This window comes from Bacillus sp. MT94 (assembly GCF_058792475.1).
The window spans coordinates 93,672-109,484 of record NZ_JBXAEZ010000002.1; the positions used below are offsets into that span (position 1 = coordinate 93,672).

General features: G+C 34.9%; 23 protein-coding genes and 1 pseudogene. 8 read left to right on the top strand and 16 right to left on the bottom strand.

Annotated elements, in window-relative coordinates; all coding sequences use genetic code 11:
* Positions 1–226 precede the first annotated feature (226 nt).
* From dapA to spoVFB, 4 genes and pseudogenes are all read right to left on the bottom strand, one after another.
* Positions 227–1,105 (bottom strand): 4-hydroxy-tetrahydrodipicolinate synthase, encoded by an 879-nt coding sequence (gene dapA / locus AC1Q51_RS06080; RefSeq protein ID WP_000564763.1) that lies wholly within the window; start codon positions 1,103–1,105, stop codon positions 227–229.
* Positions 1,106–1,116: 11 nt separating this feature from the next.
* Entirely contained in the window at positions 1,117–2,349 is a 1,233-nt protein-coding gene (gene dapG, locus AC1Q51_RS06085; RefSeq protein ID WP_000692450.1) for an aspartate kinase, read from the bottom strand.
* Between the two features lie 23 nt (positions 2,350–2,372).
* Positions 2,373–3,419: an aspartate-semialdehyde dehydrogenase gene (gene asd, locus AC1Q51_RS06090; RefSeq protein ID WP_000414846.1), complete on the bottom strand. Its 1,047-nt coding sequence runs from the start codon at positions 3,417–3,419 to the stop codon at positions 2,373–2,375.
* Between the two features lie 150 nt (positions 3,420–3,569).
* Positions 3,570–3,758 (bottom strand): annotated as a pseudogene (gene spoVFB, locus AC1Q51_RS06095) (dipicolinate synthase subunit B); the annotation flags it as partial.
* Positions 3,759–4,131: 373 nt separating this feature from the next.
* Between spoVFB and AC1Q51_RS06100 the strand changes: the two are divergent.
* The 4 genes from AC1Q51_RS06100 to AC1Q51_RS06115 all read left to right on the top strand — a co-directional run bounded on the left by AC1Q51_RS06100 (position 4,132) and on the right by AC1Q51_RS06115 (position 6,782).
* On the top strand, positions 4,132–4,626 hold the full coding sequence (locus AC1Q51_RS06100; protein WP_088047312.1) for a hypothetical protein: 495 nt from the start codon (positions 4,132–4,134) through the stop codon (positions 4,624–4,626).
* 578 nt (positions 4,627–5,204) lie between these two features.
* Positions 5,205–6,122, top strand: coding sequence for a WXG100 family type VII secretion target (locus tag AC1Q51_RS06105; RefSeq protein WP_000249941.1), 918 nt, complete (start codon positions 5,205–5,207; stop codon positions 6,120–6,122).
* Between the two features lie 22 nt (positions 6,123–6,144).
* Positions 6,145–6,645, top strand: coding sequence for a YxiF family protein (locus tag AC1Q51_RS06110; RefSeq protein WP_098200689.1), 501 nt, complete (start codon positions 6,145–6,147; stop codon positions 6,643–6,645).
* Positions 6,624–6,782 (top strand): hypothetical protein, encoded by a 159-nt coding sequence (locus tag AC1Q51_RS06115; protein WP_175495686.1) that lies wholly within the window; start codon positions 6,624–6,626, stop codon positions 6,780–6,782. The genes AC1Q51_RS06110 and AC1Q51_RS06115 overlap by 22 nt, the downstream gene beginning before the upstream one ends.
* A 156-nt stretch (positions 6,783–6,938) precedes the next feature.
* Here the strand turns inward: AC1Q51_RS06115 and AC1Q51_RS06120 are convergent, their stop codons facing one another.
* Both AC1Q51_RS06120 and AC1Q51_RS06125 read right to left on the bottom strand, forming a co-directional pair.
* Positions 6,939–7,217, bottom strand: a complete 279-nt coding sequence (locus AC1Q51_RS06120; protein WP_002161963.1) for a hypothetical protein — start codon at positions 7,215–7,217, stop codon at positions 6,939–6,941.
* A complete protein-coding gene (locus AC1Q51_RS06125; RefSeq protein ID WP_492331447.1) occupies positions 7,214–8,344 on the bottom strand; it encodes a Tle-like phospholipase domain-containing protein in 1,131 nt (376 codons plus the stop codon). Before AC1Q51_RS06125 ends, AC1Q51_RS06120 begins: the two co-directional genes overlap by 4 nt.
* Positions 8,345–8,466: 122 nt before the next feature.
* Here AC1Q51_RS06125 and AC1Q51_RS06130 point away from each other — a divergent pair, with 122 nt between their 5' ends.
* Positions 8,467–8,754 carry a hypothetical protein gene (locus AC1Q51_RS06130; RefSeq protein WP_016512406.1) on the top strand — a complete coding sequence of 96 codons (288 nt, stop codon included), beginning with the start codon at positions 8,467–8,469 and terminating at the stop codon, positions 8,752–8,754.
* A 178-nt stretch (positions 8,755–8,932) separates the two neighbouring features.
* Positions 8,933–9,250 (top strand): hypothetical protein, encoded by a 318-nt coding sequence (locus AC1Q51_RS06135; protein ID WP_492331448.1) that lies wholly within the window; start codon positions 8,933–8,935, stop codon positions 9,248–9,250.
* 322 nt (positions 9,251–9,572) lie between these two features.
* Here the strand turns inward: AC1Q51_RS06135 and AC1Q51_RS06140 are convergent, their stop codons facing one another.
* The 10 genes from AC1Q51_RS06140 to AC1Q51_RS06185 all read right to left on the bottom strand — a co-directional run bounded on the left by AC1Q51_RS06140 (position 9,573) and on the right by AC1Q51_RS06185 (position 14,805).
* The gene (locus AC1Q51_RS06140) at positions 9,573–9,764 is read right to left on the bottom strand and encodes a DUF3954 domain-containing protein (protein ID WP_016512404.1); all 192 of its coding nucleotides are present in this window, start codon (positions 9,762–9,764) and stop codon (positions 9,573–9,575) included.
* 69 nt (positions 9,765–9,833) lie between these two features.
* Complete coding sequence (locus AC1Q51_RS06145; RefSeq protein WP_016512403.1) at positions 9,834–10,196, bottom strand: hypothetical protein; 363 nt, start codon at positions 10,194–10,196, stop codon at positions 9,834–9,836.
* Complete coding sequence (locus AC1Q51_RS06150) at positions 10,171–10,359, bottom strand: hypothetical protein (RefSeq protein ID WP_016512402.1); 189 nt, start codon at positions 10,357–10,359, stop codon at positions 10,171–10,173. Before AC1Q51_RS06150 ends, AC1Q51_RS06145 begins: the two co-directional genes overlap by 26 nt.
* 2 nt (positions 10,360–10,361) lie before the next feature.
* Complete coding sequence (gene dnaB, locus AC1Q51_RS06155) at positions 10,362–11,684, bottom strand: replicative DNA helicase (RefSeq protein ID WP_492331516.1); 1,323 nt, start codon at positions 11,682–11,684, stop codon at positions 10,362–10,364.
* On the bottom strand, positions 11,681–12,652 hold the full coding sequence (locus tag AC1Q51_RS06160) for a DnaD domain-containing protein (RefSeq protein WP_492331449.1): 972 nt from the start codon (positions 12,650–12,652) through the stop codon (positions 11,681–11,683). Before AC1Q51_RS06160 ends, dnaB begins: the two co-directional genes overlap by 4 nt.
* 278 nt (positions 12,653–12,930) lie before the next feature.
* The gene (locus AC1Q51_RS06165) at positions 12,931–13,215 is read right to left on the bottom strand and encodes a hypothetical protein (protein WP_492331450.1); all 285 of its coding nucleotides are present in this window, start codon (positions 13,213–13,215) and stop codon (positions 12,931–12,933) included.
* Between the two features lie 181 nt (positions 13,216–13,396).
* Positions 13,397–13,618 (bottom strand): RNA polymerase subunit sigma, encoded by a 222-nt coding sequence (locus AC1Q51_RS06170; RefSeq protein WP_492331451.1) that lies wholly within the window; start codon positions 13,616–13,618, stop codon positions 13,397–13,399.
* Positions 13,619–13,631: 13 nt separating this feature from the next.
* A complete protein-coding gene (locus tag AC1Q51_RS06175; protein WP_492331452.1) occupies positions 13,632–14,219 on the bottom strand; it encodes a sporulation sigma factor-processing peptidase in 588 nt (195 codons plus the stop codon).
* Positions 14,220–14,309: 90 nt separating this feature from the next.
* Positions 14,310–14,558 (bottom strand): hypothetical protein, encoded by a 249-nt coding sequence (locus tag AC1Q51_RS06180; protein WP_097877249.1) that lies wholly within the window; start codon positions 14,556–14,558, stop codon positions 14,310–14,312.
* A gap of 55 nt (positions 14,559–14,613) precedes the next feature.
* On the bottom strand, positions 14,614–14,805 hold the full coding sequence (locus AC1Q51_RS06185) for a helix-turn-helix domain-containing protein (protein WP_000405167.1): 192 nt from the start codon (positions 14,803–14,805) through the stop codon (positions 14,614–14,616).
* Positions 14,806–14,938: 133 nt separating this feature from the next.
* Between AC1Q51_RS06185 and AC1Q51_RS06190 the strand changes: the two genes are divergently transcribed.
* Both AC1Q51_RS06190 and AC1Q51_RS06195 read left to right on the top strand, forming a co-directional pair.
* Positions 14,939–15,349, top strand: coding sequence for a helix-turn-helix domain-containing protein (locus AC1Q51_RS06190; RefSeq protein ID WP_000172329.1), 411 nt, complete (start codon positions 14,939–14,941; stop codon positions 15,347–15,349).
* A gap of 12 nt (positions 15,350–15,361) precedes the next feature.
* The gene (locus AC1Q51_RS06195; RefSeq protein ID WP_492331453.1) at positions 15,362–15,796 is read left to right on the top strand and encodes an ImmA/IrrE family metallo-endopeptidase; all 435 of its coding nucleotides are present in this window, start codon (positions 15,362–15,364) and stop codon (positions 15,794–15,796) included.
* Positions 15,797–15,813 lie beyond the last annotated feature (17 nt).

Below are 15,813 nucleotides of genomic sequence, written 5' to 3' on the forward strand. Positions count from 1 at the left end.
TACGTCACATTTGAGGGGATTTCTCTAAAAACAGACACCGTAGTTTATTACGTTTATGCCATAATATCTATCATTTTTTGACTCAGTTAAAGGGGTACGATTATTTTCTTATACACATAATGAAGAAGCGATTAATATTCTTATAAGAACACATATAAGTAAGAAAAAGAGGAAAAGATTTGCATATAATAAAAAATGACCTAGTCCTACACTAGGTCATTTTTTATTAACGAGGGATAGATTGCATTACAGATTGTAACGTTACTCTTTCTTCTTCTGTTAATGGAAGAAGTGGTAAACGTACAGAACCTACATCTAATCCAACCATTTGTAACGCTGTTTTTACTGGAGTTGGACTTGGCGCCATAAATAATGAATCAGTTACTCTTACAAGTAATTGATGTAATTTTTGTGCCTTCTTAAATTCTCCTGCTTGAAATGCTGTAATCATTTCTTGCATTTCGTTTCCGATAACATGAGAGGCTACCGAAACGATACCTTTCGCTCCAACTGCCATAGCCGGTAACGTTAAACCGTCATCACCGCTGTATACCGCAAAGTCGTCCGCTGTTTTTTCAATGATTTCTGTCATTGTCAACACATCGCCGCCGGCATCTTTAATAGCAACAATGTTTTCTATTTCTGATAAACGAACAACTGTATCAACGGAGATTTGTACAATAGATCGTCCTGGAACGTTATATAGCATAACCGGAAGCGGCGTACTTTCAGCAATTGCTTTAAAATGCTGATACATTCCTTCTTGACTCGGCTTATTATAATACGGTGCTACTAGCATTACTGCATCCACACCAACTTCTGTTGCCTTTTTAGTTAAGTCAATAGAAGCATGCGTATTATTGCTACCTGTTCCAGCGATTACGGGCACTCTTTTATCGACAACAGATACGACATGGCGATATAACGCTACCTTCTCTTCTGAAGTTAATGTAGGAGATTCTCCTGTCGTTCCTCCTACCACGATTGCTGTTGTACCGTTATCAATTAAATAATTTACCAATTTCGTTGTCTTTGCAAAATCGATATTCCCGTTTATATCAAACGGTGTTACCATCGCGGTTGCAATTGTCCCAAAATCTATCATGGTCTCACTCCTTATTGTTCCAGTTGCTTTTCTTTTGAAAGCTCAAACGCACTATGTAATGCATTTACAGCCTCCACTAAATCAGTTTCTTTTACAAGAACCCAAATTGTTGTATGACTATCTGCCGATTGCAGGATTTGAATACCTTTTTCCGCTAAAGCTGTAACGATTTTCGCAGTAACCCCTGGGTATCCTGCCATTCCAGCTCCAACAATAGATACTTTCGCACAATGCTCTGTCACAATTGGCTCATATCCAAGGTTCTTTAATAATTTAACTGCATGACTTGATACATTATCACTCACCGTATATGCTACACCAGTAGGTGAAATATTAATTAAATCGACACTTATTCCTTCGTTCGCCATCTCTTTAAACACATGTTGTTGCAAATCATATGCCGTTTCTTTTGCAAGCACTTTAATTTGCGTTACGTTTGATACGTGGGCGATACCTGTAACAGGACGTTCTTCTACATCACGACCTCTTGTAGCACCGTCATATGCTGAAATAAGCGTACCTTCACTATCAGAATACGTAGAACGTACACGAAGTGGCACTTTTGCATGCATCGCAATTTCAACTGCACGTGGATGAACGACTTTCGCACCTTGATAAGCCATGTTACAAATTTCGTTATACGTTACAGTTTGAAGATGACGTGCATCTTTTACAATACGAGGATCCGCAGTCATAACACCTTCTACATCAGTGAATATATCGATGTATTCAGCATGAAGTGCAACACCTAATGCTGAAGCTGAAGTATCACTACCTCCGCGTCCAAGTGTTGTCGTATCACCTTTTTTCGTTTGCCCTTGGAATCCTGTAACGACGATTACATCTACATTTTCTAACTCTTCATGTATACGATCGCAATTCATTTCAATAATCTTTGCATTCGTAAAGTCATCATTCGTTACAAAACCAGCTTGTGCACCATTTAATGCTGCTGCTTTTATACCGTTCTCATTCAACATATTAGAGAAAACAATTGCAGAGATTAACTCTCCGCACGATAATAATAAATCTTGCTCACGTTTAGAAATAGTAGATTCCTCTTGATTTACAAGACTTAATAACGTATCCGTTGCATATGGTTCACCTTTACGACCCATAGCAGATACGACAGTAACTACTTTATAACCAGCAGCTAATGATTTCTTTATATGATGAAGCGCATGCTTACGTCCATTGTCATCACGTACTGATGTGCCACCAAATTTTTGAACAATTATTTTCATATTTTGCACCTTCTCTTAGCCGTTTACACTAATTGTAATTTTACTAAGCGCTCTGCAATTTGAACAGAATTCCATGCAGCGCCTTTTAATAAGTTATCAGATACGACCCAAAGATGGAATCCTTTATCGTTATTTAAATCTTTACGGATTCTTCCAACGAATACTTCGTTTTTACCTACTGCAGTAGCTGGCATTGGATATAACTGCTCTTCTGGATTATCTTGCAGAACAATACCTTCCGCATTTGCAAGTAAGCTCTTTAATTCTGCTACTGTTACGCCTTCTTTTTCTACTTCGATGTAAACAGACTCAGAGTGTCCTGATACAACTGGTAAACGTACACATGTTGCCGCTACTTCTAATTCAGGCATATGCATAATTTTTTTTGTTTCGTTAATCATTTTCATTTCTTCAAATGTAAATCCATTATCTTGGAACTTATCAATCTGTGGAATCGCATTAAAAGCAATTGGGAAATGCTTCTTATCACCTGATACAGGAAGAACATTTGCCTTAACTTCTTCGCCATTTAAGATTGCTTGTGATTGTTCATGAAGTTCTTCAATAGCTGCCGCACCAGCACCTGATACAGCTTGATATGTGGAAACGATTACTCGTTTTAAACCATATTGCTGACGAACTGGCTCAAGAGCTACTACCATTTGAATTGTAGAACAGTTTGGATTTGCAATAATACCATTATGTTCTTTTAAGTCGTTTTCATTTACTTCAGGTACAACAAGTGGCACGTTTTCTGTCATACGGAATGCACTTGTATTATCAACAACAATCGCACCGCGTTTTGCTGCTTCTGGCGCTAATTGTTTCGATACAGATCCACCAGCACTAAATAGTGCGATATCTACTCCTTCAAAGCTTTCAGGAGTTGCCTCTTGAACTGTAAATTCTTCGCCTTTAAATACAAGTTTCTTACCTGCAGATCGTTTAGATGAAAGTAACGTTAATTTCCCGATTGGAAATTCTCGTTTCTCTAAAGTATTTAACATTTGTTCACCAACTGCGCCGGTTGCTCCAACTACAGCGACATGAAAAGTTTTTTGCTTTTCCATCACTATGCCCCTTTCTAGATACCAATCCTTCTATAACTTAGAATCAGAAGGAGTATACAATACCCCTTCTAATCTTAATAACGTTAATTTTATCATATTCTACAGTAAGAATGATGGTTTCATCAAAAATTGTCCGTTTTTTTTCGTTTTTTAATTCATATATCTGAATTTTTCTACGACCACCGGTTGCAATTGCTTTCCTTGCAGCGCTTCTAATACTGTATCTTCCAGTAACTCCATACGAGCTACCATTGAGTTCGGTTTTTTCTCTGGCGCATCTTGACCGAATGGGACGAAATAGATATTTTTTGTGGCCATTAGGCGCATGAGGTTGACGCCAACAGGGTGACGACAATATAAATATTTCGTTTTTCTTCTATTATATAATCATTTCACAAGTTGTAAATTTATTTTCATTTCCATACATGTATATCCTACTCTTCATTAATACAATAACCCATCCAAAGGGATTGTAAGTAGCTTAATGGACGGACAAGTTTTACTTTGAATATGGGTTTATGTGAGCTTAAGAAAGTATAAATTAGATTTTTTACAACAATTATGTAACTCAACCACTTATTCCTGCTATAATTATATTTTGATTTACATATATAAGGGGGTTTTTATTTATTTACTGCATTAATGTTGGCTTAAGTAATGAAGAGAGCCCTAACTAGAGAAACAAATAATATCACAAGGAGAATACACTAAAATGAAAGCAATGAAACTAGTATATCTCGCACTTGCACTCATGCTTGTGGGTGGAGGTTGTGAGGTATCTAAAGACCATTTAAAAGATAGTACATCTCTAGATGCATCAGACAAACAAGAAACTGCTAAAGAAAGCCCAGCAGCAAAAGCTTATAAGACTGAAGTTATGGATTTAACTAAAGAGTTAGAAACCTCTATGGGTGAAATGTCTAAGATAATTAATGAAGATAGTACGCTAAGTACATCAAAACAGCGTTTCAGAGACGCATTAGCTAATGTATCAAACGTAACAAACAAATTCAATGCTCTAACACCTGGTGATGGGCAAAAAGATGTTCATGAACTTATTTTACGTTCGTTGAAAATTATGCGTGACGGGATAGAAGACGTATACGTTTACCTAGATAATATGAATAATTCTGAGGTTAATGATGGTTTTATCTTAATAAATCAAGGGTCAGACATGTATATGAAAGCTATAAAGAAGTTGTACTAGAGTAGTCTTATATAACACTAAATTTGAAAATAATGATTCAAAAGGTAAAATATTAAATTTCATTGAAGCTGAATGTGAAGTTAAAGAAAAGAAATAATACATACTTAACATATAATTTCTGTTAGGGGGCATCTTCATGAAGGTTGTACGCTCTATATTTAAAACTTTTCGTTTAATAGGTTTAATTGTAAAGCCAGTACTTAAAGCGTTATCTAAAAGTAAATTTTAAATCTCATAAATATTAAAATCCCCTTCTGCATATAGGTGCAAAAGGGGATTTTTTCAAATTATTCTATTCGTTCTACAGACAGTACTCATAGATAAATAAGAAACGGTGTATATTTACCCTAACATTTATAAAGATGAAAATCAATATATAATCATCTACATATAGAACCAGATAATAATTTTTGTTCATAAAACTATTCTTTTGCAAGAAAATATTTAACATATATAGGCATCATTTACAATTAAGCAGATTCTATTTCACGCGAATATTATTATATTAATCTAAAGTTTCTGTATTTACATTTTTTTCTTTTTGTCTCATAATTTTAATTGGGGGAGGGAGGAAAAAAATGGTTCAAATCAAAGTAACACCTGAAATGCTAGAAGAAGTTGCTAATCGTGCAAGTAATACCCGAATCGCATTAGAATCTATACATAATAATTTATGTAATGAAATAGATCAATTGTGTTTTCAATGGATTGGTGCCTCTAATCAACAGTTCATTCAAATGTTCAATGATGCGAGACCAAGAGCTTTTACATCTATCAATTCAATTATACAAGTGGAAGAAGATTTAAAACGAATTGCTGAAAAATTCCGTAATGCGGATGATCAAGATGTTACGTTGGAAGAAGGCGCAATGTGTGGTAAACCTTCTTCTGAAGAAAAAGGATTTGATAGCGGCAAACTAGCTCGAGATATTGCTGGTGAATTAACTGGTGAGTATGATATTAAAAGAGTTTGGGATGGAGTTGACCCTTCTACTGGAGAAAAACTGTCAACCTGGGATAGAATTTTTGCAGGCGGAATGGCCGTAGCTGGTATTACACCATTTGGAAAACTCGCTAAAGTTGGAAAAGGTGTAAAAATGACTGCAGATGCAGCTCAAGCTACTAAAGCCGCTAAAACTGCTAGAGCTACTGAAAATTATAAAGCTCATCTTGAGAGACAGGACAAATTATTAACCAGTAATGGCGCATATCGTAAAGCTAGACGTAACGCTGGAATCCCAAACTCTACTCCACGCCAAAAACCTACTCAAATCTTTGATGGAACTAGTGAACATAGGTGGGTAGAAGAATATTCTAATATTAAGAATGAAAAAGTATATATAATTGAGCATAGAGAAGATAAAATGGGAAGGGGTTCCCATTTCCATACTGCAGATGATGAAAAAGGAAGCCCACTGGAAAAAGGAAGATATAACCAACACCCTGGACATTATCCGGAAGATTTTGAAGGATACAAGAAAAAAGGAAAAAAATAAGAAACTAAAGGTGTGAACGATTTTGAGTAATATGAATAAAAGCCGAATCGAAATTCTAAAAATGAAAGCAAAAAGAAACGCTAGTAGAAAAGAACTAATAGACGAACTTTCTAATATTGTTACGATTTCTATGGACTCATTTATGGATGCAGAATCTAATGATTTATTTTGTAAAGAATTATTTAATACGCTAGAACAAAATTCAAACATAAAAAAATTTGGTAGCACTGATTATGAAGAAAACGGAAGACTATCAATAGCACTGTTAAAAGAAACAGCTAAAACTATTAAATTTCCAGTTAATCAAGGAAGACTCTTTTTCTCTAAGGGTGGTAAAATTGAAGCAGTTAAGCTAAACATTGCTGAAGTATTTGATAATTTAGAAGAGTTATCAACCATATCAAGATTTCTAACTGGGTATGCGGATTTTGTATTAGTTGGTGATGATTTAGAATTCGGCGTATGTATCGAAAGAACGGAATATCATTATGAATTCAGTATGTGGGGAATAACGAAAATCTAAATTATGAAAATAATCCACCTTCAGATGATGTAAATCCAATCCTATTGGATGAAAACAATTGGCTTGTATCTAAAAATAATCAATTAGAAGGAATTAGGGTACCTGCTGCTACTTTGATTCAAATGATGCGGATTTGAATTATTTCAATATTTTTTCTGAAAAAGTACTTTATTTTACTAAAAGGTGGTTGTGGAAACAACCGCCTTTTTATTTATGACAAAATGAAATTTCTATAAAAATTTCATTTTAAAGCAAAACTATAGAGCCTTTCGGCTCTGAACATCTTCATATACTTATTTATAGCTCCTGTCTACTGCTTTAATAAGTTCCCAATCATCTCTCAACCTCTGTTTCTTTGTTTCAATTTCATTCACAGAGTGATTTAGTTCTTTTCGTAAATACTCCAAATCCTCAATCGCTTTCTTTCCAGCTCCATTTTGCGACCAACCTGCTTGTATAAGATTATAAATATCATTTACTCTCTCTTGATTTTTATTTATATCTATAATCAAATTCGTTAAACGCCCTAATGCTGCTTCTATATGTTCTTCATTAAAATACATTTGTCTCATTTTTTTAACCACTCAAATCCTTGAAAATTTTCATCTGCTGCCTTATATTCATCAGCTTTTCTCTTAATAAAAGCTGATACTTCCCTGGCTTTTGTCGCATATACTCTACTGGTTTGATCTAAGCAATGATACAATTCTTCAATCCTTCTCTCCAGACGTTGACTCTTAGTTGAACTAAGATGCTGCATTACTTCTGAAACTACTCGTGGTATCTGATTTTGAAATTCTTCCGCACTTTGTTGCATTTTTTTTGCTGATTCTTCTAAGTATTCCATGACTATCTTGATTTCACCATGCTGTATTGAATATCTGGGAGACTTATATAATTTGTGACCCGTGTTTACGTCTACTAACATGGAATTATTAATATTACCGAAACTATCAAAGTGATAATTTCCTAGACCGTGATAATCCTTTGCTCCTATTGAATCTAAAAACCTATCAATTTGATGCATCCCATAGTCATTATTTGCTGTTTTAAAATCAGAATTGACCATATAGGTATCACCAATATGTGTTTTATCTTCTCTTAGAGCACCACCAGAAATTGAATCTTTCGGATTAATATAATTAGTTATTTGTCCTTTATATTCTCCTGCATCTACTTTTTTCTTTATGTCCTTTGGAAGCATATCATAAATGCCAGGGGCACTGTAAGTAACAGCAGGTACACCGCATATTGCACTAGCAAATTGAGCATTGGCACCACCTAAAGAATGTCCTGTAGTTGAAATTTTCGCACCCTGATATTCATTTTTTACTATTTCTAAAAGTGATACTGATTGTGTAAACTGGTTAGCTGCTATTACTTGACTTTTATCATACGGATTTATTTTCTCACCATCTTGTATCGGATTCTTACCCATTAATATATATTTTGCATCAGTTAAAAAATCAGGCACCGATCTATCTAATGATTCTTTCCCTTCCGTTCCTCTATAAGCAACAACAATTTCTTTAGTTGTTTCATTTTGAAAAACAACTGCATCGAAACCTGTTTCAGGGTCATGCAATTTTGCGCCTTTTGGGTGTATTGGCTTCCAACCGGCAATGTCTATTTTATCTTCTTTTTGATATGCAGCCTCAGATAATTTATTATAAGTTGAATCTGATATAATAGTAGTCAACCCTTCTCCCTCTTTCCTTAACCCCATTCATTTGGTAATATAAGTATAATAATAGCGGGAGGTGAATTGCAATCAAAAAATCACTAAAAATTACAATAATTATCAGTGTAATTCTTGTCGGTATGGCTTCTTGCGCAGTTATAAAATTCATACATACAGCAAATCCTTTAATGTCAATGACTCCCCAAGAAAAGCAAGAAATTAAAAATAAAGCAAACAAAGCTACGATTGAATATTTTAAGAAAGAAAAAAATATTGATGTTACTATTACAGATACTGAATTTTCAAGTGAATTGGGCGGATTAAAACTTTTTGTTAACGGATATATTTCTAATGATAAAAATAAAACTTTTTCTGTTGTAGTATCTTCTACCAATGATTACGAAGTAAGAGAACTTTCCTCACCATAAAAAAGAGACCTAGATTTGATACGCTCCCCTTATAGCAGACAGTAAAAAGAAATCACCTTGATCTGTTTACTATGGAGGGGAGTTTTCTATGAAAAAAGAAACCTATGTGATTTCAGATAGCCACCTAAACAGGGATGTCCAAGCTTCAAAACCGAATGAAAAATAGAGGTGGTAAGAAATGAAAAAACTCCTTTTAATAACGTTATTGGTTGTTTTAGGTTTAGGTTCGTGCACTATATATCAAATTTATAAGGCTACCCACCCTTATAGTGAAAAAGAACAAAATGAAATGAAAGAAAAAGCATCACAAGCCGCTATCGAGTATTTTAAAAAGGAGAAAAATTGGGATATTACAGTGACAAAAGTAGAATTTTCTACAAATATCTCTCGTAGTAGGCTTGAGGTATCTGGCTATATATCTGGTGACAAAAAGAAGAAGGTTTCTGCAAGTATAGATTACAGTAATGATTATACAGTTGGTAGTATAAGTTATTAACATTACAAATTGACTTTTTTCTCTAATAGCATTTTCACCCTCTATACTATCAAATACATAGACAAAACCCAGATAAAGATTCTAGTTAAACTTTGTCTGGGCCTTGTGTTTCATACTCTCCCATTAATTCAATTGCTTTACAATCAAAATAAACGATTATACCCTCTACCTCATATCAATTCGTATAGACCTTTTCACAGTCCTATCATCCTCGCAAATTAAAACATACTTTTTTGAAAATAAAAAGCTCATTAAGTTAGCTCCCACACTCCCTATAAATCTCACTTTATTTATTTCTCAAATCTTTTTTTCTAAAATAGTATTAAATTAATCTCGTCTTCCGCTCATCCATACGAGTCACTTTTCCACTTTTATATACAAAGGACTGTTCACCATGACCACTTGTAGGCGGCTCAATCGGATGTACTTGTCCGTCTTTAACGACATAAATCATATTTTCAACAAGCGAAATTTCCGCTCTCATTTCTGCAATATCTTCTTTAATAATCGCCACATTCACCACTCCCATAATATAATTACTTTGTCAAAAGTAGTCGGGAGTATTCTCGGCTTTTTTATTTGCTTATAAATACTGCACAACATTCTCAGGAACAAATGATTGTTCCAAGGATAGATGAAGCCGTATTGGAATCGGTTCTTTGCTATCCCTTGCTCGCTTACATATCTCTTCAGCTTCTTCCCAATCAAACTGTTTATCCTCCACTCGCTTATAACGCCAAATCCCAATTGTATAATCCTCAAATAATTCGTAACACTCATCAGGCGCTGTCGTTGGTTTTAATTCATCAATCGCTTTGGCTTGACGTGGTATTTGTACAACAACGTCAGCAAAACGTAGTTTAGAATTTAACCGATGAACATGAGCTTTCTTAGGATCAAATGACACAACTGGTTCAACATCAAAGATTGTTAGCTGCTTTGTCATCGCTTGTTCCCTCCAACACCTGCAAACTTGCTATTAAAATCCCTTCAAGCTGCGTTAACGTTAGTTGATCTAATGTTTGTCCGTTAATTTCAGCTAATCCTAATCCCAATAATTTACGAATAATTGCTAGTTTTCTACGTTCTACTTCTTGCCGTAACAACATGATTAAGCCTCCTGTTGATGATTGAACTTACGCTCTAAATTTACAAACTTACTAAATTCTTTAATGAATGCTAGTTCAACTACACCAACTGGGCCATTTCTCTGTTTCGCTAAAATGATTTCTATTATGTTTTTATTCTCTGTTTCACGGTCGTAATAATCTTCACGATATAAGAATGCAATCAAGTCCGCATCTTGCTCAATTTGACCATCCTCACGTAAATCTGATAGTAACGGGCGTTTATCCTGTCTGCTCTCAACAGCACGACTTAATTGTGATAGAGCAACTACACATACATTTAGTTCTCGTGCCATAAGTTTCAACTTGCGACTAATCTCCCCAATCTCCTGCATGCGGTTTCCTCTATGCTTCGGATCACCTACAATAAGCTGCAAGTAATCAATTGCGACTAGCACCTTTTTATCAGGATACTTACGCTTTAATTTCCTAGTCTTTGCGTAAATCTCTTGCATCGTTACATTTGCTTTATCGTAAATTTCTAATGGTAAATCATTTATCAAGCCCATAGCCTGACTAATCTTTTCCCAATCTTTTAAATTACATAGCTTTTTAGGGTTCTTTAATTTCTTAGCATCTATATTTCCAGTACTTGAGATCATACGCTTAAGTAACTGTTCTTCGCCCATCTCTAGAGAAAAGACCCCTGTTGCTGTATGAGCGCTTGCTGCATGGAATGCAATGTTTAATACAAATGCTGTTTTCCCCATCGAAGGGCGGGCACCGATAATAATTAAATCACCTTCTTGCAATCCTGCGGTCATTCTGTTTAAGTCGTCATAACCAGTTGGTATACCGGTTAAATCCCCTACATCAATTTGCATGTTCTTATACAAATCAACAAGCGTATCTTTCAAGTTAAATTCATCTGAGTAACCCGTTTCTTCAATGGCGCTTAATTCATCAATTGATGTACTAATAGCACTCATATCCCTATCTTGCTGAAGGCGGTTATATAAATTACCAGCAACCTCTTGAGCATGTCTCATTTTCCATGCTTCGATAACTAAGCCTTCGTGATACGAGAAATTTTTAGTAGTCGTAACAACTTCTGTTAAGTTTACAAAGAATTCGATTCCGCCAATTTGATGCATAAAGCTTTCATCAAATTTTCCAATAAGAGCAACAAGATCTATCGGAACCTCAGCATCCTCTAATTCTCTCATTGCCTTGAAAATTACTTGGTGTGTTGGTAAAGAAAACTGTTTTACCTTTAGCTGACAATCTTTAATTAAATCGCCTTCTTGGATTATGCTACCTAAAACACTTTGTTCAGCTTCAACATTGCGAATCATATCGTTACTCATTTGGCCAACCACGCATTCTGTTGGTTAAGTACTGCAAGTTCTTCTTCTGTTGGAATGTTCAGCTCCCATGCTTGTTGCTGCTGTATTACGTTTTTAGTAGATTCCGATAAGCCTTTTTGTTGATAAGAAGCCTGAATATTTTGTTGCCCTTTTGCTAATCGTTGATTACGAAATGCTTTGTCAGCTGCTTCAACGCCCGCTACGGTTTTCAATCCCTTAAGATGCCAATCTCTTAAAATCGTATTTACGTAATTCATGTTTCTTGTATTTTTCTCTAAAGCGATTTCCATAGCTTTTACAACAAGCTCTGCATTTAAATCATCTATCCATGCATGAATACCATCTGCAATAAAAGGTGTAATCAGTCCAAAGTTTTGTTCGTAAAAAGAAATCGGATTAACCTCAACAACTTCTTCCGCGCTTACGCGTTTTTCTTGTTGTTGTTTTTCTTGTTGTTGTTGTTGTTCTTTTTCTTCTTCTTTTTCTTTTTCTTCTTCCTTGCTAGGGTCTTGGAAGCCCCTTATAAACCCCTCCAAACGCACTGATAAATACTCCTTAATTCTTGGAATCTTAAATTCTTGTTGCACTTCTAATTCCAAGCAAGTTTCATAGAAATCAACTAAAAAATCCTGGTCCTTCACAGATTGAATTTCTTTTAATACACACTTTTCAATGTTCACATTTTTAATCGGATTGAATTTTAACCAGTTGATTAAGAACAGCTCTTTTGTTTTTTGGTTGTAATTAATTTTCCCGTACTCTGCAAAACGTTCTAATAGCTTCATAACAGTTTCGCGGTTGTACCCTGTATCAGTTTCAATGATACGAAGTGGAAGCTCATAGATTCCTGATTGAGACGTCTTACTGTTTGTCATCAAATATAAGTAGAAATACTTTTCCTCCGGTGTAAGATCTAAAACAAATGAATCCTGCCAAAATGAAACATGTACTGGTCTATAAACTGCCATATTATTCATCCTCCCGTTTACATATCGCGAATCCGTCTTCTATACGTAATAAGCGATAATTCTTGTATCCTATTTTGAGATATTGGTTTACTAAGTAAATTAGGTGTTGTTCTGATGTCGCTTGCTGAAGTATCTTAGGATTCAGCAACACTCTATGTAATGATTTGTCTAAAAGCATGCAACACACTCCGTTGTTATACGAAAGCTAATTTGATATAATTAATTCAAATATTTTTTCCAAAGCCATTTATCTATCACTCTGCCAAGTGGTAGATTTTTTATTTTCTACGTGTTACTAAAGAGGCGTTAACTCCTCTTGCTCTTAAATCTTTAATCACTACACGATAACTCATCGATGCCTCATGTTCCTCTTTTGTATCACGAAGCATTTTAAATTCCCTTATACATCGCTCTAGCTCTTCTTCCCAGTGATTTGATTCTTCAGTTGATTCTGCATTAAACATGTTATGAATACATTCACTCATACAGTTACGAAGTTTATTCGCAAATGAAAAGTCTCCTGGAAGAACTAGATCATGAAGACGATCGTATTTATGTGTCATGAATTACATCTCCTTTCTAATTAAATTGATGCTGTACGCATCGTTACAACCAGAAAGGAGCATTGTAGCCGTATGGGAGGGACAACCCCTTTCTGGTCATAACGACAAGCACAGTGGCTTGTCTAAATAATGAATAAAATGGTATAATTATTTTGTAGAATTTATTGCGAGCTACTGTTGTCTAGGCGGTAGCTTTTTCTTTTGCCCACTTATGTTTTAAAGTAAATGATGCCTCAATAATTTTGATTCGAATTCCCACTAACTTTTTTTCTTGTTGTAATTCTCCTGACTTTTTATCATCGCCAAATGTTTTAGCTATTTTAATTTCACCAGTTAGTTTTGCATCATAACGAATTAATTCCTTATATTCTCTTAAACTTGGTTTCTTATAATCTACTGTCATTTTTCTTCCTCCTTTACAGCAGCTTTGTTAAATTCATTAAGCTATCCACCGATTGAATAATAACGTTTTCTGCCATAGCCTTTTGCAACCAACTTCTTTGTATTTGTTCTATAATGCCAAAATGAACTTGTTCAAGGGCTTGTACTACACATTGAGTAGCTTGGATTGTATCGAAGATTTCTTTTGCATGAACTGCGTATTCATGTTTCTTTTTTTCATCATGCTTCCATGATCTTGTTGTAACCTGTAGGTTCATAATTTCTTTAGCCGCCGCAATTCCCTCTTCAGCTTGCTTAATGTAGTTCATCAATTGTAGATTTACATCCTGAGTTAATCGTGGATCTGTAGGCGGCAATCCAACACCATAAATATGTTTGATCGCTTGTTGATTCAACTTTGCTCCTGTTGCATAGCACCAATCCATCGCAAGTTCAAATTCTGGTTTAGAAAGTCCAGATTCAATACGGGTTAGTCTTTCATGTGTAATACCAAGGTACTTAGATAACCCTTTCTTCGTTTTCAGCTGAACATTGTCACAACATTCTCTGGCATTCTGTAATAATTCTCCTATTGCTGAATTGCAGTATATGCTTGTTCCCATATCTGTTCGCCTCCATATTTAGTTTTCAAATGGTTACAATGAACTTAGTCCATATATAACTTGTCTACTTTTCGTATAAAAAGAGAGGAACTATTCCTCAACATTTGCTTTTACTTGTATCTCTTTGATGATGGCCCAACCAGCCTTGTAATATGCTTGACGGATTTTATCAATATCCTTTTGTGATTTTGGCTCAGGAGCCACAACATGGACTTTCGTTTTTCCAAATTCATAAGTCGCCGCATATTCTTCTTGTTGGCTCATGGTGTCACCTCTTGAAGTGCTTTTTATATGTTTATGCGACGGTTCTGTTGGTACTGCCATGTTAGTTGATAGCATTTTCTCACCTACTTTTACACAAGTTTTAACACGAATTCCACTTTACGTGTAATATTTAGTCAAAAAAAATTGATGGATGTTCATTTAGTGCTTTTGCAACACACTTTAATTCTTGTGCTTTAAACGAACGTTTCCCTGCTTCTTTCATGTTATAAGCTGATACAGAAACACTAAGTTCTTTTGCCATAAATACTTGTGAAATACCCTTAGAAATTCTTAATTCCCGTATCTTTTGATTAATCTCCATTTAACACCACCTCATTCCACGTAACGTGAAAGCCAATGGTTTTATTAACTTTTAGTGAATAAAGTTTCACATAACGTGAAATATTGTTAAAATAATTAACGAAAAGACAAATGGAAGAATGGAAGGATAAACTATGACTTTAGGCTATAGATTAAAAAAAGAAAGAGAAAGACGCAAATGGTCTCAAAAGTTTGTCGCCGAAAAAATCGGTATTACAAATACTGTCCTTTCAAATTATGAACGCGACTATCGTGATCCTGATACAACAACATTAGGAAAATTAGCTGATTTATATGAAATATCTACAGACGAATTATTGGGTAGGTCTAACAAACTTTCTAAAAAAGAAGAACGTGATATTGCACGTGATTTAGAAAAAACATTAGAAGAATTAGAAAATAGCGAAGATGCTTTAATGTTTGATGGAGAACCAATAGATGAACACACAAAAGAAATGATCCGTATTTCTCTAGAAAACTCTATGCGCATGGCAAAACAATTAGCCAAACAAAAATTCACTCCAAACAAGTACAAAAAAGATTGAACGGAGCGAGAAATGAAGATTAAAGACTACGTACTGAAAATCGCAAAAAAGCACGGCACAACAAACCCCTTTGAAATTGCTAAACGAAAAGGTATTATAGTGTTGTTTGAAGACCTAGGGAATACTCTTGGTTTTTACAACACTTATAAACGCTTTAAATTCATTCATATTAATAATCAAATTAATGAAACTACTCAACGATTTGTTTGTGCACATGAATTAGGTCATGCTGTACTTCATCCTAAAGCAAATACTCCCTTCTTGCGTAACCAAACCTTCTTTTCAGTGGATCGCTTAGAAATTGAAGCAAATACATTTGCTGTGGAAATGTTACTTACCGGTGAAATGATTTCTACTTATAAGGATACTCGTTTATCTATTCAAGAAGTTGCGGAGATTTATGGGATTCCTAGCGGATTCGCCCGTTTAAAAACCTATATTTGTTAAGAAAGCAGATGCAATTC